We start from the raw sequence: 20832 nt of genomic DNA, 5'->3' as shown, positions 1-20832 counted from the left end.
TACGCGCGCCGTCACGTCACGTGCCGCTGGTGCGCCCGTACTCGTCGGCCTTCGCGAAGACGTCCTGAGCGTAGCGCCGCACATCGTTGTAGGAGAGGATCGCGCCCCACCAGTCGCCCGGGATGGTCAGGTTCCGGCCGCCCTTGCACAGGTATTCGCCGGCGGCCAGCGCCGCGTCGTCGATGTCGTGCGGGTTCTTCACGCCGTCGTTGTCGGCATCCGCACCGATCTCCTCCCAGGTGCTCGGGATGAACTGCATCGGCCCGAGCGCCCGGTCGTAGGTCGTGTCGCCGTCGAGCCGGCCCTGGTCGGTGTCGAGGATCCGCGAGCGGCCGCCCTGCCCGTCGAGCGGCGCCCCGAGGATCTCCTTCGAGGTCAGGCCGCTGGGCAGCAGCGTCGCCCCGCCGAACGAGCCGTGCCGGGACTCCACGTGGCCGATCGCGGCGAGCGTGGTCCAGCTCAGCTGGCAGCTGCGGTGGGTCTGCGCCAGCACCAGCTCGGCGTAGCCGTACGCCTGCACCGCCACGGCCGGGATGCCGGTGGCGGCGCCGACCCGTTGCGCCCACCCGCTCAGCGCGTCGGCGGGCCGGCCGGTCGGTAGGACCGGGTCGGCGGTGGCGCCACCGGCCGGCGGCGTGCCGGTCGGGCCGACGGCGCCGGGCCGGCCCGGCAGGCCGGTGGGGCCGGGCACCGCGGTCAGCCCCGGCACCGCAGTCAGTCCCGGCACGCCACCGGTCTGCGGTACGCCCAGGACCGGCGCGGCGCTGGTGGCCTCGACCGCGACCCGCTCCGGCTTGCGCACCGCGGCCGGCACGAGCACCGCGCCGGCCGCGACGGCGGCCCCGACCAGGACGAGCAGGAACAGTGCCGGCAGCGTGGTGCGTCCGCTCGGCCGCCGCGACCAGGCCCGGGTGGCCCGGGCGGCGCCCCCGGCGAGCTGCCGCGGCCGAATCCGGCCGGCGTGCGCGAACGGCATCCGCCGGCGGCCGGCCCTCGGGCCGCCGCCGGCCGCCTTCGGCTCGGCGTCGGTGCCGTCGTTCGTCGTCGGATCCGGCTCGGCGCCGTCGGTCGGCTCACGGTCCGGCTTCGGGTCGGTGACGGTGGCGCCGGTCTCCCGCTTCGTGGGGGCGTCGGGCCGGTCCTCCGCCGCCGCAGCGGGTGCGGCGGCCGGGCCGGTGGCGGGCTCCGGAGTGGACGTCGGCGCGGGGGTGGCGGGCCCACCGCGTCGGGGTCGGGGAACCGGCGCGGCGTCGCCGTCGGGCGGCGCCGCGGGTCGCAGGGGTCGGACCGTCGGTCGCCGTTCGCCGTCCACCACCCGACGAGTATCACCCATCCGTGCGACGACGTCAGGTCCGGCCGTACGCTGGCGGCATGCCCCGGTACGAGTTCCGTTGCCGCGCCTGCGGCGACACCTTCGAGGTCAACCGCCCGATGGCCGAGGCCGGCCGACCCGCCACCTGCCCGCAGGGCCACGCCGACACGATGAAGCTGCTCTCCACTGTCGCGTTCACCGGCCGGGGCGGCGCCGGGCCGTCCGGTGGCGCGCCGGCCCCGACCGGCGGTGGCTGCTGCGGTGGCGCCTGCGGCTGCTGAACCGGGCAGCGGACGCACGCCGTCCGTGGGAACGTTTGGTGGTAATCTGCCCGACCGTTCTCACGATGCGTGACGACGCGATCATAGGGCAGCATGAACCCGACGTCAGCGGGCGGAGGTTCGACGTATGTCGCCACTGATCCACCTCCCGAGCGGGTGGGTGACCTTCGTGTTCACCGACATCGAGGGCTCGACCCGGTTGGCCCGCATGCTCGGCCCGGTCTACCGGCCGGTGCTGACGGAGCACCGCCGGCTGCTGCGCGACACGCTCACCGGCACCGACGGGGCGGAGCTGCTGACCGAGGGTGACTCGTTCTTCCTCGCCTTTCCGGACGCGGCTGCCGCGGTGCGCGCCTGCCTGACCGCGCAGCGCGCGCTCGCCGCGCACGAGTGGCCGAATCCCGACGCCACGCCCCGGGTCCGGATGGGCCTGCACACCGGTTACGCGGAGCCCCGCGACGGTGAGTACGCCAGCCCGGAGGTGCACCGGGCGGCCCGGGTGGCCGCCGCCGCGCACGGCGGTCAGGTGCTCTGCTCGGCCGCCACCGCCCGGCACGCGGATCCGCTGCCCGACGGTGCGTCCCTGCTCGATCTCGGCCTGCACCGGCTGCGCGGCTTCGACGACCGGGAGCGGCTGTTCCAGCTCGTCGCGCCCGGCCTGGAGCGGCGCTTCCCGCGTCCGCGCACCGCCGACGCGGCGGCGCACAACCTGCCCACCCAGGTCACCTCGTTCGTCGGCCGGCACTTCGAGCGGGCCGAGTTGGGCCGGCTGGTGGAGACGTACCGGCTGGTGACCGTGCTGGGCGCGGGCGGCGCGGGCAAGACCCGGCTGGCCGTGGAGCTGGCGTCCGGGATCGTCGAGAACTACCCGGACGGGGTGTGGTTCGTCGACATCGCCGCGGTCACCGACCCGGGGCTTGTCGCGTTCGAGATCGCCGCCGTGCTGGGCCTGCGCCCGGAGCCGGGCCGGCCGATGGTCGACACCCTGGTCGAGTACGCGGCGCCGCGCCGGATGCTCGTGGTGCTGGACACCTGCGACGCTCAGCCGGCCGCGTCGGCCGAAGTGATCACCCGGCTGCTGGCCGGCGGCCGGGGGGTGCGGGTGCTGGCGACCAGCCGGGAGTCGTTCGGGGTGCCGGGTGAGGTGGTGTGGCGGATCCCGCCGCTCTCGGTGGACGAGGGCCCGGGGGTCGGCGGGAGCGACGCGGTGGCCCTGCTCCTGGACCGTACGGCCGCGGCCCGGGGTGGCCGGCCGCCGGACCCCACCGAGCAGGACGACCTGCGCCGGGTGGTGCGCCGGCTGGATGGGTTGCCGCTCGCCATCGAGCTGGCCGCGGCGCGGCTGCGGGTGCTCTCCGCCGGGCAGTTGGCCGAACGCCTCGACGACATGCTCGGCACCCTGGACGCGGGGCGGGACTCGGCGGAGCCACCGCCGGTGGAGGCCGGCTGGAGCGGTAACCAGCAGGACACCGTCGACCTGGTGGCCGCCGCGACCGGGTCGGCGCCTCCGACGCCGGCGACCCGGGCGGTGCAGCGGTCGGCCAGCGAGCGGCACCTGACCATCCAGGCCACGGTCACCTGGTCCTACCGGACGCTCGGCGCCCGCTCGTCCCGGCTGCTGCGCTGGATGTCGGTCTTCGCCGGCCCGGTGGATCTGCCGACCGTGCAGTGGCTGCTCGACGAGGACCCGTTGGATCCGTTGTCGGTGCTGGTGGACAAGTCGATGGTGCTGGCGGAGCCGCACGCCTCGGGCAGCACCTACCGGATGCTGGACCCGATCCGGGCGTACGCGGCCCGCCGGCTGGTCTCCGCGGGCGAGGAGCAGACCGCCCGGGACCGGCACGTCGCCTGGTCGCGGCACGCGCTGGACCGGGCGCACCTGGGCCCGGACGGCCGGCCGGTGACCCTGTCCCTCTACGCGCTGGACCCGCTGGCCGGGGAGTTGCGGGCCGCGTTGCGCTGGTGCGCCACCGGTGGCAGCGCCCGGTCGGGGCTCTACCTGGCCGGCGGGTTGGACCAGTGGTGGCGCGAGCGCGGGCTGGCCCGGGAGGGGCGGTTGTGGTTGTTCCGGCTCTACGGCCGGATCGCCGAGACCGGCGAGGACATCCCGGAGGCCGAGCTGGCCGCCGCCTACCACATGCATTCGCTGCACGCGGGCGCGGACGGGGAGTTCGCCGAGGAGCTGCGTTACTCGCAGCGGGCCGAGGCGGCTGCCCGGCAGGCCGGCGACCTGGGGCTGCTGGCCCGGGTGCTGGCCGGCCGCGCCGCGCCGCTGGTCGACATGGGCCAGTTCGCGGAGGCGGAGCGGGTCTGCCGGGAGGTGCTCGACTGGGCGTACGCGCAGGACGTGGTCGGCGACGCGCTGCTCGCCGTCTACAACCTGGCCGAGTTGCTCTGGCGGCGGGGCGCGCTGGACGAGGCGGCCGAGGTGCTCGGCGCGGCCCGTCCGGTGGAGGCGGCCCGCCCGGTGGAGCGGGGTCGCCGGTCGGTGGACATGCTGTTGGGCCTGGTCGCGTTGGGCCGGGGTGATCTGGTCGCGGCGCACGAGCACCTGTTGGTGGCGTTGCGGTCCCGGATGAGCCACGGCTACCTGGGTCGGGCCTGCGAGACGATCAACGCGATCGCGGTGCGGTGCGCCATGGCCGGGGACACGGTGGCCGCGGCGCGGCTCTTCGGGTCGGCGCAGGCGACCCGGGCGAGCCTGCGGGCCACGCCGGGCATCTTCGAGCCGTACTGGCTGGCCCGGCAGGCCGAGCTGCGCCGGACGCTGGGCGACGAGGCGTTCGACGCGGCGTACGGCGCGGGAGCCGGCTTGCGGTTGGACGAGGCGGCGGCGCTGGCGCTGCACGTCGAGCACCCCGACCTGACGGCCGACTCGTTCTGGTTCGGCCCGTCCAGCTCGCGCCCACCCGCCCACCCCCGCAGCACCACCGCCTGACCCACCCCACCCACCCCCACCCCCCACCCCCACCCATCTGCGCGCTGATTCACGGAAAGAGTGGCTATTCGGGGTGGAATAGCCACTCTTTCCGTGAATCAGCGGCGGTCGGTGGGGGTGGGGGGTGGGTGGGTGGGTGGGGGTGGGGGGTCAGCTTTGGAGGGCGGCGCGGTGTTCGGCGTCGGCCTTCATCTTCGCGGCGCGGTCGATGTCGGCCTGGCGGACCGCGGCGACCGAACCGAAGACGCTGACCGCCTGGTAGTAGGTCCAGGCGAGGCTGTAGCAGGCGGGTCGGACGACCGCGTTGTAGGTGGCGCAGACCCGCTTCAGGTCGGCGTAGAACGCGCTGTCCAGGCGGGACTTGTTGGCCGGGAAGATGCCCATGGCCTTGTGGTTGCGGTAGCCGAAGTCGTGCCGGTAGCAGGAGAGGTTGAAGGAGAAGCCGAGCGGATTGTCCGGGCTGGACGAGCAGTAGTCGGTGGACCAGTCGAAGCCGTACTCGGCCCAGGGCGCCTTGTTCAGCCGGGCGCTGTTCCAGGCGTTGTAGCTGCTGGCGCTGGTCTGGGTCCAGGTGGACAGCACGGAGAGTTTCTGCGCGGTGCTCACCGCCGCGGCGGCCGGCGAGGCCAGGCCGAGCACGGTGAGCAGGGCGATGATGCCGGCGGCGAGGGTGGTGGCGAGGCGTCGGGACACGAGTGGACCTCCGGGTGGTCGGCGTCGGGACGGGCGCTCCGGGATCTCCGGATTTCGAAGAGTGTCGATCAATGTGGTGACGCCGGGGGATGGCTCGGGCGGCCACTTGCTGACATCCGCCCAAACAGACGAATGCCCCCGGCCGAGATGACGGCCGGGGGCGTTCGGGTGGGTCAGCGGACGAAGCGCGGCAGGCTCGCCGGGCTCTCGTTCCACAGGCGGTCGAGCGCGGTCACGTAGTAGGTGTAGCGCGTGCCGGCGACCGCCGTCGTGTCCACCCAGGACTGGGTGGCGTCGCCGGTGGCCCGCACGGTGGCGACCAGGTGGGACGCGTCGGCGAAGTCGCAGCGACCGGCCAGGCCGAGGCCGTCGAACCGGTAGATCGCGTAAGAGGTGGCGGTGCCGAACGGGCCCTTGCCGTCAGCGGGCTGCCGCCAGCTCAGCCGCACCCCGTCCGCGTCCCGCTGGGCCCGGGTGACCACCGGGAAGAGCAGCGGCTTGCGCGGCAGGTGCGTCATGGTCGGCACCAGCGCCGGCCGCGAGTAGTGCTCGGCCGCGTAGATGTCGGTCGCGCCGAGCCGGTTCGCCCGCACCTGCACCGCCGAGAAGTGCACGTTGCCGAGCACCTCCGGGTACGACCGGTTCAACGTCAGGTGGTTCGACAGCTCCTGCGGGTTCATCCAGTACGACCCGTACGCCGGTTCGCCGCTCTTGTAGTCGGCCTGGCCGATGTAGAGCTGGACGTGGGTGCCGCGTACCTGCTCCGCCCACCACGGCACGAGCCGGGCGTAGTCGGCGGCCGGGTACTGGCCGATGTACCAGTAGAGCTGCGGCACGATGTAGTCGATCCACTCCTGCTTGACCCACTTGCGGGTGTCGGCGGAGATGATGTCGTAGGACTGCGAGCCGGTGGTGTCCGAGCCGTTCGGGTCGGCGGACGCGTTGCGCCAGATGCCAAACGGGCTGACCCCGAACTTCACCCACGGCTTGGCCGCCTTGATCTTGGCGTTCATCTCCTGGATCAGCAGGTCGATGTTGTCCCGCCGCCAGTCGGCCCGGTCGGTGAAGCCGCGGTTGTACTGCGCGAAGGCGTCGTCGTCCGGCACCTGGTAGGTGCCGCTCGGGTAGGGGTAGAAGTAGTCGTCGAAGTGCACGCCGTCGACGTCGTACCGCTTGACCGCGTCCATCATCGCGGTCTGGGCGAACTCGCGGACCGCCGGGATGCCGGGGTTGTAGTAGAGCCGGCTGCCGGCGACGCCGGCCGGCGGGTAGGCGAAGACCCAGTCCGGGTGCGCGCGGGCCGGGCTGTCCGGCGCGAGCTGCGACAGGTCGGCGCCGGCGCCGCCGGGCGCCGGCATGGACACGCGGTACGGGTTGAACCAGGCGTGGAATTCCAGGTTCCGCTTGTGCGACTCGGCGACCAGGAAGGCCAGCGGGTCCCAGCCGGGGTTCTTGCCGCGCACGCCGGTCAGGTATTCCGACCACGGCTCGTAGGGCGAGGGCCAGAACGCGTCCGCGGTCGGGCGGACCTGGACCACTACCGCGTTGTGGTTGAGCTTCTGGGCCAGGTCGAGCCAGCCCAGGTATTCCGCCTTCTGCTTGGCCACCTGGTCCGGTGCGGTCCAGGAGTCCTTGCTGGGCCAGTCGATGTTCGTCACCGAGGCGATCCACATGGCCCGGAACTGCCGCTTTGGGGTGGCCGGGTCGGTGACGCAGTCGGTGGTCGTCGAGGTTGACGTGTGGTGCGGTGCAGCCTGCGCCGGAGCGCCGGCGACCAGCGCGCCGAGCAGCGCCACGGCCAGCGCGGCAGCCCTGAGTGGAGTTGCCTTCATGCGGTGCGGTCCCTTCGTCGGGTCCGGGGTCGGACGGTGGCTACGGCAACATTCGCCGCAAACTTCAACCCACCGGTAGGAAACTTTCATCTATCCGGACCTGGCGCAAGACCCCGGCCCGGATCGATGCGCCGGCATCCACACCCGACGCGCGGCGGGCGGAACCGCCTCGCGCATGGTGACCATTCCGACACCGCACGTGCCGAGTTGGGTCGTGGAAACGGCTGGGTAGCTCCTGAGGTGTTGAGAGGGGGCCCCTTCTCTACCGGAAACGTTAAGCGGGGGCCCCTCCTTACTGCGGTACGAAGCGCAGCAGGTTCCAGGAGGTGGCGGGCAGCGCCACGGTGCAGCGACCGCCGTCGAGGGTGGGGGTGCTGAGTTCCCGGGGCGTGACCCGCTCGGGGTCGGCCTCGGTGTTCGTGGCGGCCGGGTCGTCGCCGGCCGCGAGGGTGGTGTGCGCCTCGCCGCGCAGGCCGGGCAGGCCGCGTAGGTCCAGGTCGAGCGGGAGGTTGTCCGGGCCGCGGTTCACCGCGAGGACGGCCAGATCGCCGGTCTCCTCGTCGTGCACGGCGACGGTGTCCAGCACCGGCACGTCGCCGTAGCGCTTCGTCGGGTACGTGGGGCCGACCGGCTCGGTGCGCAGCACGGTGCCGCGCGCGTAGCGGGCGGTGAGGGCGAACGGGTGGAAGATGCTCTGCCGCCAGGCGGGACCGCCGGTGCGGGTGCGGATCGGGGCGATCACGTTGGCGAGCTGCGCCTGGCAGGCCACCCCGATCCGGTCGGCGTGCCGGAGCAGGGTGATCAGCAGGTCGCCGACCACCACCGCGTCATCGGCGGTGTAGTCGTCCTCGATCAGCGCCGGCGCCTCCACCCAGCCGCGCCGGTCCAGGTCGGCCTGGAGGCGGGACTGGTACCAGACGTTCCACTCGTCGAAGGAGATCTTGAGCTTGCGCCGCTGCCGAAGCCTGGCGCCGACATGGTCGGCGGTGGCGGTGACCTCGGTGATGAAGGCGTCCATGTCGACCGCGGACGCGAGGATGCTGGCCCGGTCGCCGTCGGAGGGGTCGTAGTAGGTGTGGGCGGAGATGTAGTCGACGTGCTCGTAGGTGTGCTCCAGCACGGTCGCCTCCCAGGCGGCGAACGTGGGCATGCCCCGGCCGGAGCTGCCGCAGGCGACCAGGCTGATCGAGGGATCGATCAGCTTCATGGCGCGGGCCGTCTCGGCGGCCAGCCGGCCGTACTCGTCGGCGGTCTTGTGCCCGACCTGCCACGGCCCGTCCATCTCGTTGCCGAGGCACCACAGCCGCACCCCGTAGGGCTGCTCCGCGCCGTGCTTGCGGCGCAGGTCGGAGAGCTGGGTGCCGCCCGGGTGGTTGGCGTACTCCAGCAGGTCGCACGCCTCGGGCATGCCGCGCGTGCCGAGGTTGACCGCCATCATCGGCTCGACGCCGGCCTCACCGGCCCAGGTCATGAACTCGTCCAACCCGAACGCGTTGGTCTCGATCGTCTTCCAGGCCAGGTCGAGTCGGCGTGGCCGGTCGCCGACCGGGCCGACGCCGTCCTCCCAGCGGTAGCCGGAGACGAAGTTGCCGCCGGGGTAGCGGACCACGGAGACGCCCATCTCGCGGGTCAGGTCGAGCACGTCGCGGCGGAAACCGCGGGGGTCGGCGCCCGGGTGCCCGGGTTCGTAGATCCCGCCGTAGACGCAGCGCCCCATGTGCTCGACGAAGGAGCCGAAGATCCGGCGGTCGGCCGCGCCGACCCGAAACGCCGGGTCGACCGTGAGCTGCGCGTTCGGCACGGATGTCACCTCTCCCTCGGGGCCGCTTGACGGTGACCGCGGTCACCCTGCCCCTGATTTCTACAACGTTGTAACGGGTGTTGTAAAGAGGTCGTCACGTCGTCGTGACGCGGTAGAGTGCGCCCGGAGCGCTCGGCGGGAGGAAGTCAGTGCGGCACAGGCTCAAGGACGTCGCGGAGCGGGCCGGGGTGTCGGTGAAGACCGTCTCGAACGTGGTCAACGGCTACCAGCACGTCCGCGCCGACACCCGGGCGCGGGTCGAGGAGGCCATCGCCGAGCTTCACTACCGGCCCAACCTGTCGGCCCGCAACCTCCGCAAGGGGCGCACCGGCCTGATCGCGCTGGCCGTGCCCGAACTGGACACCCCCTACTTCGCCGAGTTGGCCCGCCACGTCGTCGCCGCCGCCGCCGAACATGACTGGACGGTGCTGATCGACCAGACCAGCGGCGGCTCGGAGCAGGAACGCAAAGCCGCCGGCGGCATCGGCGAGCACATGATCGACGGCCTGATCCTCAGCCCGCTCGCGCTCACCGCCGACGACCTCGCGAACCTCGACGGTCTGCCCATGGTGCTGCTCGGCGAACGGGTCGACCGTGGCGCCGCCGACCACGTCATGATCGACAACGTGGCCGCCGCCCGCGAGATCACCACCCACCTGGTCGGGCTCGGCCGCCGCCGGATCGCCGCGATCGGCTCCCAGCGCACCCCCGAGGGCGCCAGCGCCCGGCTGCGCCTGGCCGGCTACGCCGCCGCGCTGGCCGAGGCCGGCATCGCGTACGACGACCGCCTGGTAGCGCCCGCGCCGGCCTGGCACCGCGCGGACGGCGCCGCCGCCATGCGGCACCTGCTCACCGCCGGGGTACGCCCGGACGCCGTCTTCTGCTTCAACGACACGCTCGCCCTCGGGGCGTTGCGGGCCCTGCACGAGGCGGGCCTGCGCGTCCCCGAGGACGTCGCGGTGACCGGTTTCGACGACATCGAGGACGGCCGCTTCTCGATCCCCACGCTGAGCACCGTCGCGCCGGACAAGGAGCGCATCGCCCGCCTCGCTGTCGAACTGCTCGCCGGTCGCCTCACCACCGACCGTGACGCCCCGCCCCGCGAATTGGTCGCCCCCCACCGCCTCGCCCTCCGCGAATCCGCCCCCCTCGCCTGACTGCCACCCTCGCCGTCGGGTCGGGTGGGCGGCGGATCAGTCGAAGAAGCGGGACAGGTGGGCGGGGGACGGGGCGGGGGCGTCCGGGGGCAGCGGGGTGAGGTCGGCGAAGACGGAGGCGCCGTCGCAGCCCACGTGCAGCGGATACCAGCGTGGGGTGCCCGGCGGGCGTTGACCGCAGATGCCCTTGAACGTCTGCACGTCGAGCAGGCGGACGTGGGTCGGGTCGGCCACCGCGTTGACGTGCCGCCACCAGGGGCTCATCACGTGCAGCACACCGCCGGGCCGTAACGCCCGGTGGCACTCGTCGAACAGCGGCAGGAAGTCGATCAGGTGCTCGACGATGTGCACGGCGAAGAACACGTCGACCGAGTCGTCGCGCAGCGGCAGTGAGCCGGAGAGGTTGGCGACCGCGTCCACCCCCGCCGCCGGATAGATGTCCAGCCCCAGGTTGCCCGGCCACTGCTTGGTCGCCCCGCAGCCCAGGTCCACCACCACCGGTGGACGGCCGGCCACGCCGACCCGGCACCAGACCCCGAGCACCCCGGCCAACCGGCCGATCAGCTCCCGTACCAGCCGAAGCTCCGCCGGATCGGCCACCTCGCCGGTCAGGTGGGCCACGCCCCGGTCGAACCGCACCTCGACCTTCGTCCCGCGCAGCCGCTCGTCGTGTCGCGCCAGGTCGGTCCACGCCTCGGCGAGGAAACCGTCGGTCTGCCGGAGCCGCTCGCCCGAGAGCGCGGCCTGTCCCGTCGCCACCATGCGCCACCTCCGGCCGCGCGTTACCCCCATTCCGCCTCGATACACGCCACGTACCCACCCGCCGGGCCCGCGCCCACCCGAACTGCCCGCTCAACCGGCGGGGCCGGGACGGCCGACGCGACGAGCCGGGTTGACCAGGGAGAGTGTCGGGGGCCGCGCATGCCGTGACCCGGCCCCGAGTTCGGTCCTGGTTGCCTTTGGAGCTGATGTCACGAACGACTCACCGACGGGACCGGGCGCCCGGGGCCGCTGAGTCGTTTCTGCTCTCAGCTCCAAAGGCGCTCCGGAGTGCTCCCTGCTGCGGGCCGACCGGCTCGGACAGGTCGTCCCCCGGGAAGGAGTCGCCGATCATGCCGCTGCCGGCGGCGGATCGGGCACTCCGCGAGGCAGGCGACCGAACGAAGGGTCAGGTGGGAAGGGTTCGGCGGGTGGGGCGGGACGGGCGCATGCGCTGGCGGGGCTGCGGGGCCGCCGGCTTCGGGCGCTTGAGGTGGTAGCGGTGCAGCTCGGCGTTGCCGGACAGCGACGGGTCCTCACTCATGGCGACCAGCTCCCAGCCCTGGTCGCCGGCCCGGTTCAGGTGGGCCAGCGCGGTGTCGCCGTAGGGCGTCACGTCGACCATGGACCCGTCCGGGCCGTACCAGTGGAAGACGATCTCCCAGCCGGTGTCCGTGGTCGCGGCCTGGCGGCGGCGGACCAGCAGCGCGTACTCCCACTTGAGCATGGGGTCATTGTCACCCCGGGGAAGCGCGCCGGCACGGTTCAGTCCTCGGCGATCCGCCCGTCCGTCACGCGCAGCCGCCGGTTCACGCTCACCGCATCGAGCATCCGCCGGTCATGGGTCACCAGCAGCAGCGTGCCGGGATAGCCGGCCAGCGCCGACTCCAACTGCTCGATCGCGGCCAGGTCGAGGTGGTTCGTCGGCTCGTCGAGCACCAGCAGGTTGACCCCGCGGCCCTGGAGCAGTGCCAGCGCGGCCCGGGTCCGCTCGCCCGGGGACAGCGTCGCCGCCGGGCGCAGCACGTGATCGGCGCGCAGGCCGAACTTCGCCAGCAGCGTGCGGACGTCCGCCGGGTTCAGCTCGGGCACGGCGGCGGCGAACGCGTCGAGCAGCGGCTGGTCGCCGAGGAACAGCCCGCGGGCCTGGTCCACCTCGCCGACCACCACGCCCGGGCCGAGCGCGGCGTGCCCGCCGTCCAGCGGCAGCCGGCCCAGCAGCGCGGCCAGCAGGGTGCTCTTGCCGGAGCCGTTCGCCCCGGTGATCGCCACCCGGTCGGCCCAGTCGATCTGCAGGTCCACCGGGCCGAGCGTGAAGCCGCCCCGGCACACCACGGCGCCCCGGAGCGAGGCCACGACGGCGCCGGCGCGGGGCGCGGCAGCGATCTCCATCCGCAGCTCCCACTCCTTGCGCGGCTCCTCGACCACCTCCAGCCGCTCGATCAGCCGGGCGGTCTGCTTGGCCTTCGCGGCCTGCTTCTCGGTCGCCTCGGCCCGGAACTTGCGACCGATCTTGTCGTTGTCGGTGGCCTTGCGCCGGGCGTTCTTCACGCCCTTCTCCATCCAGGCGCGCTGGGTCCGGGCGCGCGCCTCCAGGTCGGCCTTGGTGTCCGCGTACTCCTCGAACTCCTCGCGGGCGTGCCGGCGCGCCACGGCGCGCTCCTCCAGGTAGGCCGCGTAGCCGCCGCCGTAGTGGTTGACCTGCCGCTGGTGCAGGTCCAACTCGACGATCCGGTTGACCGTGCGGGTGAGGAACTCCCGGTCGTGGCTGACCAGCACGGTGCCGGCGCGCAGCCCGGTGACGAAGCGTTCCAGCCGGTCCAGCCCGGCCAGGTCGAGATCGTTGGTGGGCTCGTCGAGCAGGAAGATGTCGTAGCGGCTGAGCAGCAGCGACGCCAACCCGGCACGGGCCGCCTGCCCGCCGGAGAGCCCGACCGTCGGATGGTCCAGGCCCACGTCGAGGCCCAACTCCGCGGCGACCTGCCCGGCCCGTTCGGCCAGGTCCGCGCCGCCCAGGTCCAACCACCGTTCCAGGGCGATCGAGTACGCGTCGTCGGCGCCGGTCGCCCCGGCGGCCAGCGACTCGGTGGCGGCGTCCAGCGCGGTCTGCGCGGCGGTCACGCCGGTGCGGCGGGCCAGGAAGTCGCCCACCGTCTCGCCCGGCCGGCGTTCCGGCTCCTGCGGCAGGTAGCCGACAGTGGCGGTGGGCGGGTTCAACGCCACCGAACCCTGCTCCCGGGGCTGGAGTCCGGCGAGCGTGCGCAGCAGCGTGGACTTGCCGGCCCCGTTCACCCCGACCAGGCCGACCACGTCGCCGGGCGCGACGACCAGGCTGAGATCTTCGAAGAGGAGGCGGTCACCGTGGCCGGCGGTGAGATCCTTGGCGATCAACGTGGCGCTCATCAGGCCACCGAGCCTACCGGTGAGGGAGACTCACAGCCGTGGTGACCACACTGGCGATCGACTGCGGGGGCGGCGGGATCAAGGCCTCCGTGCTGGACGCCGCCGGCACCATGCGGGCCCGCCCGTTGCGCGTGCCCACGCCGTACCCCCTGCCGCCGGCCTTGTTCGTCGAGACGCTGCGGCATCTCGGCGCCCGGCTGCCCGCGGCGGACCGGCTCACCGTCGGCATGCCCGGCATGATCCGGCACGGCGTGGTGGTCGCCACCCCGCACTACGTGACCCGCGCCGGGCCGCGCAGCCGGGTCGATCCGGACCTGGTCGCCCAGTGGTCCGGGTACGACGCGCGCGGTGCGCTGGCCGAGGCGTTCGGTGTGCCCGCGCTGGTGCTCAACGACGCCGAGGTGCACGGCGCCGGGGTGGTCGCCGGGGCCGGCTGCGAGCTGGTGTTGACGCTCGGCACCGGCCTGGGCAGCGCGCTCTTCGACGGTGGGGTGCTCGCCCCGCACCTGGAGTTGTCGCACGCGCCGGTGCGGTGGAACACCACCTACGACACGTACGTCGGGGAGCCGGAACGGCGACGCCTCGGCGACGCGTTCTGGTCCCGGCGGATCCGGCAGGTGGTGGACGGGCTGCGACCGGTGTTCCGCTGGGACCGGCTGTATCTCGGCGGCGGCAACTCGCGGCTGATCCGGCCGGAGCAGGTGGCGCGGATGGGGGACGACGTCGTGGTCGTCCCGAACACGGCCGGAATCGTGGGTGGTGTCCGGGCGTGGGAGCTGGTGGGCGAAAGGTACGACCCCGCGCCGTGATCTCCCCCGCCGGAACACTCGCGGTCGCGCCGGTGTTGTGCCAGCGTCGGACAAAGGGCTGACGCGACACGAGGAGGTGGGTCGAGTGGACCTTCTGGCGGAGTACCGGCGGGCGACCATGTTCTTCGACTCGGGGGACCCGACCGGGGCGGCCCGGCTGCTCGAGCCGATCATCGAGGCGGAGCCCGACAACTCCTCGGTGCGGCAGTTGCTGGCCCGGGCCTACTTCCAGTCGGCCCAGCTCAACCGGGCCGAGGAGCACCTGCGTGAACTGGTCGACCGGGACCCGAGCGACCACTACGCGCACCACGTGCTCGGCCGCACGCTGGAGCGGATGAACCGGCCGGCGGACGCGCTGCGGCACCTGCGCATCGCGGCGGCCATGCACTCCACCAACACCGACTACGCCACCGCCCTCAAGCGGGTGGAGGGCCGGGTCGGTCGGTGAACCGCGCCGAAGGGCAGCCCGGGTGGGCTGCCCTTCGGCGTACCTAGGATGGAACCGTGAAGCTGAAGCTCGACCTCCACGACATCTACAACAAGGGCCACGACATCGACCGCGCGCTGCGCGGGATCATGGACGAGGCGGTGGCGAAGAAGGCCACGCTCGTGGAGATCATCCCGGGCAAGGGCTCCGGCGCGCTCAAGAAGAAGGTGCTGCGCTTCCTCGACCAGAAGGACGTCAAGCAGCTCTACCACCGGGTCGAGAAGGACTCGAAGAACTTCGGCCGGCTGTTCGTGCACTTCCGCTGGAAGTAGCGGTCCCGCATCGGGCTAGACGCAGACCCAGCAGCAGTACAGCCGCTCGCCGGCGGTTGCCCGCCGGGCCAGACCGGCCAGCTCGATCAGGACGCGGATCATGCCAGCCGGGGCCGACACCGGGGACAGGTCTACAGCTCCCGGACGGCGACCGTCTGGCCGCCGCTGTGCTCACCCGTCGGCCGGAAGCCCAGCTTCAGGTAGAACCCCTCCGGGCCTCGCGGCCGGGGCTCCCAGGTGACGTACGCCCGGTCGCCGCCCCGGGCCCGGATCTCCGCGCACACCGCCTCGACGGCGAACCGGCCGTAGCCGTGGCCCTGTGCGTCGGCGGCGATGTTCAGCCGCCAGAGGCCGGCCCGCACGTCGTCCGGGTCGCCGCCCCACGGGATGTCGAAGAACGCCATGAGGAAGCCGACCAGCCGGTCCCCGTCGTAGATCAGTCGCGGCCAGGCGTGCTCCGGGAAGACGTACGCCTCGGCGAGCGACTTGACCACCGGCTCCACCAGGTCGTCCTGATCGGGGCGTACCGACAGGCCGAGTGCCGCCTCGTAGTTGTCCGGGGTGACCTTCTCCAGCCGCATGCGGCGCAGCCTAGCGAGCGGTCAGGGCCGCCGGGCCGCTCGGTTCAACCGGTCGCGCCGCGCAGGTCGGCGAGCAGGCGGCGATACTCGTCCGCCGTGCCGATGGCGGCCCGGTGCTGCGGGTGGGTGACGTAGTGGCTGACCACGGCGGCGAGGAACCGGGGGTCGACGCTGTTCACGGGCACGGTGGCGCGCCCGACCAGGCCACGCCGCCGCGCCAGTGCGGGCGTCGCGATCGTCAGGCGGAGACGCGGCGCCCGCTCGACGTCGCTGGGCACCGCGACGCCCGGCCCGGCCTCCCACGGCACCCTGCGCGACCCGAGGAGCCCGATCGTGCGCACGCCGGTCGGGCTCAGCAGCAGGTCGTGTCCGCGCCACGCCGCCGCGACCAGCAGCGCGATCACCCCGAGCCAGAGCGCGCCGACGACGGCGTCGAACGTGGTCCCGATGCCCGCCTCGGTGGAACGCAGGTATGCGCCGACGGTCGCGGAGGCCGACCCGAGGAGACCCAGGGTGAGAAGGGGCAGCCGCGCCGGGACCGGCGGGGCGAAGGCCGGGTGCTGAGGCAGCACCACCAGGGCGGCGGGCCGGCTGCCCAGGCTGATGATCGCCAGGGTGAGGGCGGCCAGGGTGAGGAGGAGAAGCGGGAGGAACAACGCCCGTGCCACGTCCGGCGCGTACCCCATCGCGGCGGCGTTCCCGGCCGCCACCAGCACACCCGCCACCAGGACGGGACGTCGATGCCGAACCACGGCGGCCGAGATCGCGTCTATCACGCAGGCGACCGTAGCGAGCGGGGTCCACCCTGCTGACCGAGTGGAGTTGGGTCGCGACCTCGTTGACGCACCACATCAGCTAGTGAGCGGATGGGAGCCGGCGCCCACGGAAGCCTCGCCAAGGGTGATCATGCATGGGTGGCTGGATTGATCGTGGAGGTCCACGTCCCGTTGGTGCCGGCGACCGGCCTTGCCGCCGACGCCTATCCCTTCCCCTGGATCGACGACGTCGAGACGTTCCTCGCCGAACTGGAGGGGACGATCGACGTGCTCGACGAGGGCGAGGAGTGCGGGGATGTCTACGTCTTCGCGGTCGGTGGTGCCGATGAGGCGGACGAGATCGGCCAGGGACGGCGGGTGGAACTCGGCGTGTCCTAACGCGTGGCGCAGTGTGGAGGTCCTGTCCGGCAACTTGAAGACGGGGGCCTCAGTCCTCGTCGGTGGGCCGGGGCTGGCGGTGCTCCTTGATCCACGCTTCGACGTCTTCGGCCAGCCACACTTTCATCCCACGAAGCTCCTGGTACGGCTTCGGGAAGGTGGGGTAGCGGGCAAGCTGCTGGAACCGCTGCCGCGAGACGCCGAGGCGCTGCGCGATCTCGTACGGCCCCATCAGGCGGCCTGGCCCACGGTCCACGCTTCCGAACGTAGGTAGATCGGGCCTATCCTTTTGGCTATAGCCAGTTGACTAGACCATTGGGTGGGCGGGATCGTGGACGCATGACGCGATCCGTCTCGTACGGGGAGTATCTGGCCGCCGTGGCTCTGACTCTCGCTCGTAGGCACCGACCGGTCTGGTCATGGCCGAAGTGGCGCTACGTATGCCGCTGCGGGGGCGATCTACCGTGCCGATTCAGGCACCGGGTTCCGATCAGTCGGGGTCACTGGCCGAGGGAGGGGGAGTGAGCACCCACGGTCCGGTCGTTCCCCTGTGGGTGTGCGCGGCATGTGAACGCCCCTGGCCCTGCCCTGCCCGCCGCTGGGAACTGCTCGGAGAGTACGCGGACTCACCGGGCGACCTGGCTCTCTACATGGCGGCGCACCTCACCGCCGCATCCGACGACCTGAGCTGGGCTACGCCGGGCACCCTGTGTCGCCGGTTCCTCGGATGGCTGAGGTGAAGGCCGGCGACATACTGCTCATCGGGCGCGCCGCCAGCGTGCAGTTCGTAACCCCGATCCGGTTCCGGCTCATCCGCCAACTCGACTGGACCACGTACGACGGCTGGGTGTGGCTCGACGGCTACCAACTCGACGAGCGCGGCGACGCCGTGGCGCGACGCTCGATCTTCGTCAAACGGGCGGGCCTCCGAGCCGCCCCGGTCCCTGTGGCGATCAAGGGGCCGGGGCGTCAGCGGAGGGGGATCAGACAGGACGCGGCACCCGGTAGGCCAGGTGGGTGACGCCGACCCCCTCGACCACCCGGAACGGCCCTTCCAACCGCACCGGCGCGATGCCCAGCCCGGAGAAGAACGGGATCCCGTCGCCGAGCAGCACCGGCACCAGATCCACGTGCACCTCGTCCAGCAGCCCGGCCTCCAGCACCTGCCGGGCGATCGTCCCGCCGTTCACCCCGACCTCCTTGCCGCCGGCCAGGGCGTGGGCGCGCTCGACGGCCCGCTCGATGCCGTCGGTGACGAACACGAACGACTCGCCCTCGGCGTCCCAGCCGTCCGGCACCCGGTGGGTCACCACGACCACCGGCTTGTCCATCGGGTGCCGGCCGCCCCAGCCGTTGGTGATGTCGAACAGCGTGCGGCCGACCACAAGCGCTCCGGTGCGCTCGACCAGCGCGCGGATGTGCGCGGCGCTGGCCGCCGACGTCCGGAACGTCATGTCGGCATGAGCCGTCGGCACCTCCACGTCGCCGTTGCCGTACCACTGGAAGAGGTGCTCGAACCCGCCGTGCTTCGGGTCCGCGACGTAGCCGTCCAGGGACATGGTCGCGCCGGTGGTCACCTTGCTCATCGTCTGCTCCTCGGGTCGCGTCAACCAGCTTTCACCCGAGGGTAGAAGCGGTCCGACCGTCCCTCGACATCCGGCGCAGAAAAGCTAGAGCGCGTACGTCTGGGCCACCGCGAGCATCTCCGAGCTGTGCGAGCCGACCACACCCACGCTCGCCGGCCGCTGCCGGAAGCCGGGCAGCGCGTCCAGCCCGTCGCTGGCGTCCATCGCCCGTACGTTCACCGTGTCGGCCGACGTGGTCAACGTCAGCGTCACCTCGAAGCCCTCCGGCGGCGGGGCGTGGAACACGATCCCGAAGCCCCACCTCCCCTCGCGCGCCTTCACCGGCACGTCCCGCCCGGCCACCGAGGCGGACCGCACGGTCGCCGTGCGCGTGTCGACGTGCAGCGTGAGCAGCCGCACCTGCCGCTGCGGGGTGACCCGCACCCGCAGCACGCGCTGGTCGCCGTCGCGGGTGTCGGAGAGCGTCTCCAGCTTCGGCGCGGGCAGCGAGGCGGCGGGGGCCGGCCCGGCCCGCAGCTCGCCGTCGCCCAGGCCGGGGAAGTCGTCGGCCACCGAGATGGTCCGGTCGACGTAACCGTCGGTCCACGGCTGCGGGACCTCCTCGTGGCTGAGCCAGGCGGCCTTCTTCGTGCCGGCGTCCAGCGCGTACATCAGGTGGGTGGGCACCGGGTGGTCGGCGTCGAAACGGTCGACGGCCAGGCCCACGCCGGCGAGCACCACCGTCGCGAGCGCGGCGGCCCCGGCGGGCAGCGCGCCGAGACGGCGGGCGCGCAGCGCCAGCAGGCCGCGTTGGCCGCCGGCGCGCGGGTGTAGCAGGTCCACCACCGGCAGCAGGGCCAGGCCGAGCAGCACCGCGACCAGCGCGGCCACCGCACCCATGCCCATGCCGAGCGCCGGGAAGAGCAGCACCACCGGGGGCAGCAGGACCACCACGGCCACCGCGCCGGCCAGCGTCACCGCGACCACCGGCCATGGCCCGTCCAGCCGGGTGGCCAGCGCCGCGAGGCCGGCGACCGCGCCGGCCAGCGCCGGCAGGGTGGTCAGGTACGCGCCGCCGGGCACCAGCACGGCGAGCAGCACGCCGAACAGGGCCAGCCAGAGCAGGCCGCCGAACGCCAGCGCGGCCGGGCCGACCCGGCGGCGGGACAGGGCGTACCAGCAGAGCAGCACCGCGGCGGCCAGCGCCACCAGGGCGAGGCGGTACCAGACCGGGCGGTACGGGTCGAGCAGTTCGGCGTACCCGGGCCGGATCGTGGTGATCGCGGCCCAGAGCAGCCACGCGCCCAGCGGGGCCACGACGACCGGCGCCAGGGCCAGCCCGGCGCCGGCGGCGAGCGTGCCGACGGTGGTCCGGCCCCGGCGGCGCAGCAGCCAGCCCAGCGCCCCGACGGCGAGCAGCGCGGCGACGGCCAGCGGCAGGGTCAGCCAACCGGGGTAGCGGGCCAGCCCGCCGAGCACCGGAAAGTAGGTGTCGTCGTGGTCGGAGCGCAGGTCGCCGAGGTCGGTGCGGCCGAACTCGCGGGCCAGGCCGAGCGCGTTGTCGCCGTGCATCTGGAGGCTGCCCCGGTCCATCCGGGCCGGCACGTCCAGCGGGGTGTGGTAGATCGCGCCGCCGTCGATGTAGGCGGAGTTCAGGCCCACGAAGCGAGCGCCGCCGAACGCGGTGAAGTCGGTGTCGTTGGGCAGCGCCCGGTAGATCTCCACGGCGAACGACGTGCCCACCGGGTGCGGCGCGGCCCGGCCGAACACGTCCACCAGCTTCGCGTTGTTCCGCGACGTCTCGAACATGATCACCGGGCCGGTCGAACCGCGCGCCTCCAGGTTGAGCACCACCCCGCCGTCGGCGGCGAGCGGATGGTCGGCGGCGAAGCCGGCGGCGCCGCACAGGCATGCCTCCTCCGCGTCGGTGAGCACGAAGACCACGTCGTTGCGGGGGCGCGGGCCGGCGGTCAGCGCCCGGGCCACCTCCAGGACGGTGGCCGTGCCGGCCGCGTCGTCGTTGCCGCCCGGCCCGGTCTGCACCGAGTCGTAGTGCGCGACCAGGAAGACCCGGCCGGTCGGGTCGGTGCCGGGCAGCCGGGCCACCACGTTGCGGACCCGGGCCAACGTCGCCCCGCCGGCCGCGCCGGACAACTGCCCGGCCTCGGGCGCCACCGCGTCCTGCACCTCGGTCTCCAGGCCCAGGCCGCGCAGCAAGTCGACCAGGTGCTCGCGCACCCGGTCGTTGGCCGCGCTGCCGGCCACGTGCGGACGGGCCGCGATCACCTCGACGTCCCGGTACGCCCGGGCGGCACTGAACTCGCCGGCCGGCGCGCTCGCCTCGCGCGGCGCCGGGGTGGCGAGGCCGACCAGGACGCCCGCCCCGACGGCGAGCAGCGCGACCAGCGCGGCGACGGCGGCGAGCAGGCGGCGGCGGGGCTTGGCGAAGGCCCGGTCGGCGGGGCGGGTGGGGGGTGCGCCCACGGGAACTCCTCGGGGTGGATCTACGGGGGTGGCCATCATCCTGCACCCCCGCAGGCCGCGGCGGCACTCCCGGTCGGTGCGCTGCCGGGTCGGCGGCAGTCCCGCGTAACATCGTTGGTCGGCCGCGTCGCTGTCCGGGTGGACGGGGCACCCACCCGCCACGCGGCGGGGTTCCTGTTGTGTGCGACCGTTGTCTCCGCCAGCATCAGCAAGGGCATTCGGAAGGAGCCCGCCATCACCAGCGAACTCCCGCGCCTCGCGGCGGTGGCCCGGCCGCACCGGGGGGCCGACGCGCCGGGCGTCC

General features: G+C 73.3%; 20 protein-coding genes. 8 read left to right on the top strand and 12 right to left on the bottom strand.

All coding sequences use genetic code 11. The annotated features are described in order from the left end of the window. Positions 1 to 16 precede the first annotated feature (16 nt). A complete protein-coding gene (locus tag AB0H28_RS02275; RefSeq protein ID WP_358033823.1) occupies positions 17 to 1315 on the bottom strand; it encodes a lytic murein transglycosylase in 1299 nt (432 codons plus the stop codon). Positions 1316 to 1371: 56 nt separating this feature from the next. Here AB0H28_RS02275 and AB0H28_RS02270 point away from each other — a divergent pair, with 56 nt between their 5' ends. Together AB0H28_RS02270 and AB0H28_RS02265 are read left to right on the top strand one after the other, a co-directional pair. Beyond that, positions 1372 to 1593, top strand: coding sequence for a zinc ribbon domain-containing protein (locus AB0H28_RS02270; RefSeq protein ID WP_358032953.1), 222 nt, complete (start codon positions 1372 to 1374; stop codon positions 1591 to 1593). Positions 1594 to 1720: 127 nt separating this feature from the next. Next, entirely contained in the window at positions 1721 to 4531 is a 2811-nt protein-coding gene (locus AB0H28_RS02265; RefSeq protein ID WP_358032951.1) for an adenylate/guanylate cyclase domain-containing protein, read from the top strand. Positions 4532 to 4681: 150 nt separating this feature from the next. Here the strand turns inward: AB0H28_RS02265 and AB0H28_RS02260 are convergent, their stop codons facing one another. The 3 genes from AB0H28_RS02260 to AB0H28_RS02250 all read right to left on the bottom strand — a co-directional run bounded on the left by AB0H28_RS02260 (position 4682) and on the right by AB0H28_RS02250 (position 8857). Continuing rightward, positions 4682 to 5224, bottom strand: coding sequence for a phospholipase (locus tag AB0H28_RS02260; RefSeq protein WP_358032949.1), 543 nt, complete (start codon positions 5222 to 5224; stop codon positions 4682 to 4684). A 173-nt stretch (positions 5225 to 5397) separates the two neighbouring features. Continuing rightward, positions 5398 to 7056, bottom strand: a complete 1659-nt coding sequence (locus tag AB0H28_RS02255) for a family 10 glycosylhydrolase (protein WP_358032947.1) — start codon at positions 7054 to 7056, stop codon at positions 5398 to 5400. A gap of 292 nt (positions 7057 to 7348) precedes the next feature. After that, positions 7349 to 8857 (bottom strand): alpha-N-arabinofuranosidase, encoded by a 1509-nt coding sequence (locus AB0H28_RS02250; protein WP_358032945.1) that lies wholly within the window; start codon positions 8855 to 8857, stop codon positions 7349 to 7351. 149 nt (positions 8858 to 9006) lie between these two features. On the opposite strand from AB0H28_RS02250, the gene AB0H28_RS02245 reads away from it, so the two are divergent. After that, positions 9007 to 10014 (top strand): LacI family DNA-binding transcriptional regulator, encoded by a 1008-nt coding sequence (locus AB0H28_RS02245; protein WP_358032943.1) that lies wholly within the window; start codon positions 9007 to 9009, stop codon positions 10012 to 10014. Between the two features lie 36 nt (positions 10015 to 10050). Here the strand turns inward: AB0H28_RS02245 and AB0H28_RS02240 are convergent, their stop codons facing one another. The 3 genes from AB0H28_RS02240 to AB0H28_RS02230 form a co-directional block, all read right to left on the bottom strand. After that, the gene (locus tag AB0H28_RS02240) at positions 10051 to 10776 is read right to left on the bottom strand and encodes a methyltransferase domain-containing protein (RefSeq protein ID WP_358032940.1); all 726 of its coding nucleotides are present in this window, start codon (positions 10774 to 10776) and stop codon (positions 10051 to 10053) included. A 406-nt stretch (positions 10777 to 11182) separates the two neighbouring features. Next, complete coding sequence (locus tag AB0H28_RS02235) at positions 11183 to 11500, bottom strand: hypothetical protein (protein WP_358032938.1); 318 nt, start codon at positions 11498 to 11500, stop codon at positions 11183 to 11185. Between the two features lie 38 nt (positions 11501 to 11538). After that, a complete protein-coding gene (locus tag AB0H28_RS02230) occupies positions 11539 to 13176 on the bottom strand; it encodes an ABC-F family ATP-binding cassette domain-containing protein (RefSeq protein WP_358032936.1) in 1638 nt (545 codons plus the stop codon). 38 nt (positions 13177 to 13214) lie between these two features. On the opposite strand from AB0H28_RS02230, the gene AB0H28_RS02225 reads away from it, so the two are divergent. From AB0H28_RS02225 to AB0H28_RS02215, 3 genes are all read left to right on the top strand, one after another. Then, positions 13215 to 13985, top strand: coding sequence for an ROK family protein (locus AB0H28_RS02225; RefSeq protein ID WP_358032933.1), 771 nt, complete (start codon positions 13215 to 13217; stop codon positions 13983 to 13985). Between the two features lie 85 nt (positions 13986 to 14070). Further along, complete coding sequence (locus AB0H28_RS02220) at positions 14071 to 14433, top strand: tetratricopeptide repeat protein (RefSeq protein WP_091065485.1); 363 nt, start codon at positions 14071 to 14073, stop codon at positions 14431 to 14433. 56 nt (positions 14434 to 14489) lie between these two features. Next, positions 14490 to 14744 (top strand): Smr/MutS family protein, encoded by a 255-nt coding sequence (locus tag AB0H28_RS02215; RefSeq protein ID WP_013288724.1) that lies wholly within the window; start codon positions 14490 to 14492, stop codon positions 14742 to 14744. Between the two features lie 131 nt (positions 14745 to 14875). Here AB0H28_RS02215 and AB0H28_RS02210 read toward each other — a convergent pair whose 3' ends face one another. Both AB0H28_RS02210 and AB0H28_RS02205 read right to left on the bottom strand, forming a co-directional pair. Further along, a complete protein-coding gene (locus AB0H28_RS02210; protein ID WP_358032930.1) occupies positions 14876 to 15325 on the bottom strand; it encodes a GNAT family N-acetyltransferase in 450 nt (149 codons plus the stop codon). A 44-nt stretch (positions 15326 to 15369) separates the two neighbouring features. Next, a complete protein-coding gene (locus tag AB0H28_RS02205) occupies positions 15370 to 16101 on the bottom strand; it encodes a hypothetical protein (protein WP_358032928.1) in 732 nt (243 codons plus the stop codon). A 138-nt stretch (positions 16102 to 16239) separates the two neighbouring features. On the opposite strand from AB0H28_RS02205, the gene AB0H28_RS02200 reads away from it, so the two are divergent. Further along, positions 16240 to 16479 carry a hypothetical protein gene (locus tag AB0H28_RS02200; RefSeq protein ID WP_358032925.1) on the top strand — a complete coding sequence of 80 codons (240 nt, stop codon included), beginning with the start codon at positions 16240 to 16242 and terminating at the stop codon, positions 16477 to 16479. A 49-nt stretch (positions 16480 to 16528) separates the two neighbouring features. Here AB0H28_RS02200 and AB0H28_RS02195 read toward each other — a convergent pair whose 3' ends face one another. Next, a complete protein-coding gene (locus AB0H28_RS02195; protein WP_278109326.1) occupies positions 16529 to 16735 on the bottom strand; it encodes a hypothetical protein in 207 nt (68 codons plus the stop codon). 471 nt (positions 16736 to 17206) lie between these two features. Between AB0H28_RS02195 and AB0H28_RS02190 the strand changes: the two genes are divergently transcribed. Continuing rightward, positions 17207 to 17500 carry a hypothetical protein gene (locus AB0H28_RS02190; RefSeq protein WP_358032921.1) on the top strand — a complete coding sequence of 98 codons (294 nt, stop codon included), beginning with the start codon at positions 17207 to 17209 and terminating at the stop codon, positions 17498 to 17500. On the opposite strand, the gene AB0H28_RS02185 is transcribed toward AB0H28_RS02190, so the two are convergent. Both AB0H28_RS02185 and AB0H28_RS02180 read right to left on the bottom strand, forming a co-directional pair. Next, positions 17463 to 18065 (bottom strand): dihydrofolate reductase family protein, encoded by a 603-nt coding sequence (locus tag AB0H28_RS02185; RefSeq protein ID WP_358032919.1) that lies wholly within the window; start codon positions 18063 to 18065, stop codon positions 17463 to 17465. The two genes, AB0H28_RS02190 and AB0H28_RS02185, sit on opposite strands and share 38 nt — an antisense overlap. Before the next feature lie 84 nt (positions 18066 to 18149). Next, positions 18150 to 20528 carry a M28 family peptidase gene (locus AB0H28_RS02180; protein ID WP_358032917.1) on the bottom strand — a complete coding sequence of 793 codons (2379 nt, stop codon included), beginning with the start codon at positions 20526 to 20528 and terminating at the stop codon, positions 18150 to 18152. Positions 20529 to 20832: the final 304 nt, after the last annotated feature.

The sequence above is a fragment of the Micromonospora sp. NPDC050980 genome (assembly GCF_040653835.1).
Lineage (GTDB): Bacteria > Actinomycetota > Actinomycetes > Mycobacteriales > Micromonosporaceae > Micromonospora.
This window is presented reverse-complemented; position numbering and strand designations above follow the sequence as displayed.

What these genes read in the sequence shown, in the direction of transcription:
- AB0H28_RS02270 (WP_358032953.1), top strand. Translation starts at nt 1,372, where the DNA reads ATGCCCCGGTACGAGTTCCGTTGCCGCGCCTGCGGCGACACCTTCGAG.
- AB0H28_RS02265 (WP_358032951.1), top strand. Translation starts at nt 1,721, where the DNA reads ATGTCGCCACTGATCCACCTCCCGAGCGGGTGGGTGACCTTCGTGTTC.
- AB0H28_RS02255 (WP_358032947.1), bottom strand. Translation starts at nt 7,056, where the DNA reads ATGAAGGCAACTCCACTCAGGGCTGCCGCGCTGGCCGTGGCGCTGCTC.
- AB0H28_RS02240 (WP_358032940.1), bottom strand. Translation starts at nt 10,776, where the DNA reads ATGGTGGCGACGGGACAGGCCGCGCTCTCGGGCGAGCGGCTCCGGCAG.
- AB0H28_RS02235 (WP_358032938.1), bottom strand. Translation starts at nt 11,500, where the DNA reads ATGCTCAAGTGGGAGTACGCGCTGCTGGTCCGCCGCCGCCAGGCCGCG.
- AB0H28_RS02230 (WP_358032936.1), bottom strand. Translation starts at nt 13,176, where the DNA reads ATGAGCGCCACGTTGATCGCCAAGGATCTCACCGCCGGCCACGGTGAC.
- AB0H28_RS02210 (WP_358032930.1), bottom strand. Translation starts at nt 15,325, where the DNA reads ATGCGGCTGGAGAAGGTCACCCCGGACAACTACGAGGCGGCACTCGGC.
- AB0H28_RS02190 (WP_358032921.1), top strand. Translation starts at nt 17,207, where the DNA reads ATGGCTGAGGTGAAGGCCGGCGACATACTGCTCATCGGGCGCGCCGCC.
- AB0H28_RS02185 (WP_358032919.1), bottom strand. Translation starts at nt 18,065, where the DNA reads ATGAGCAAGGTGACCACCGGCGCGACCATGTCCCTGGACGGCTACGTC.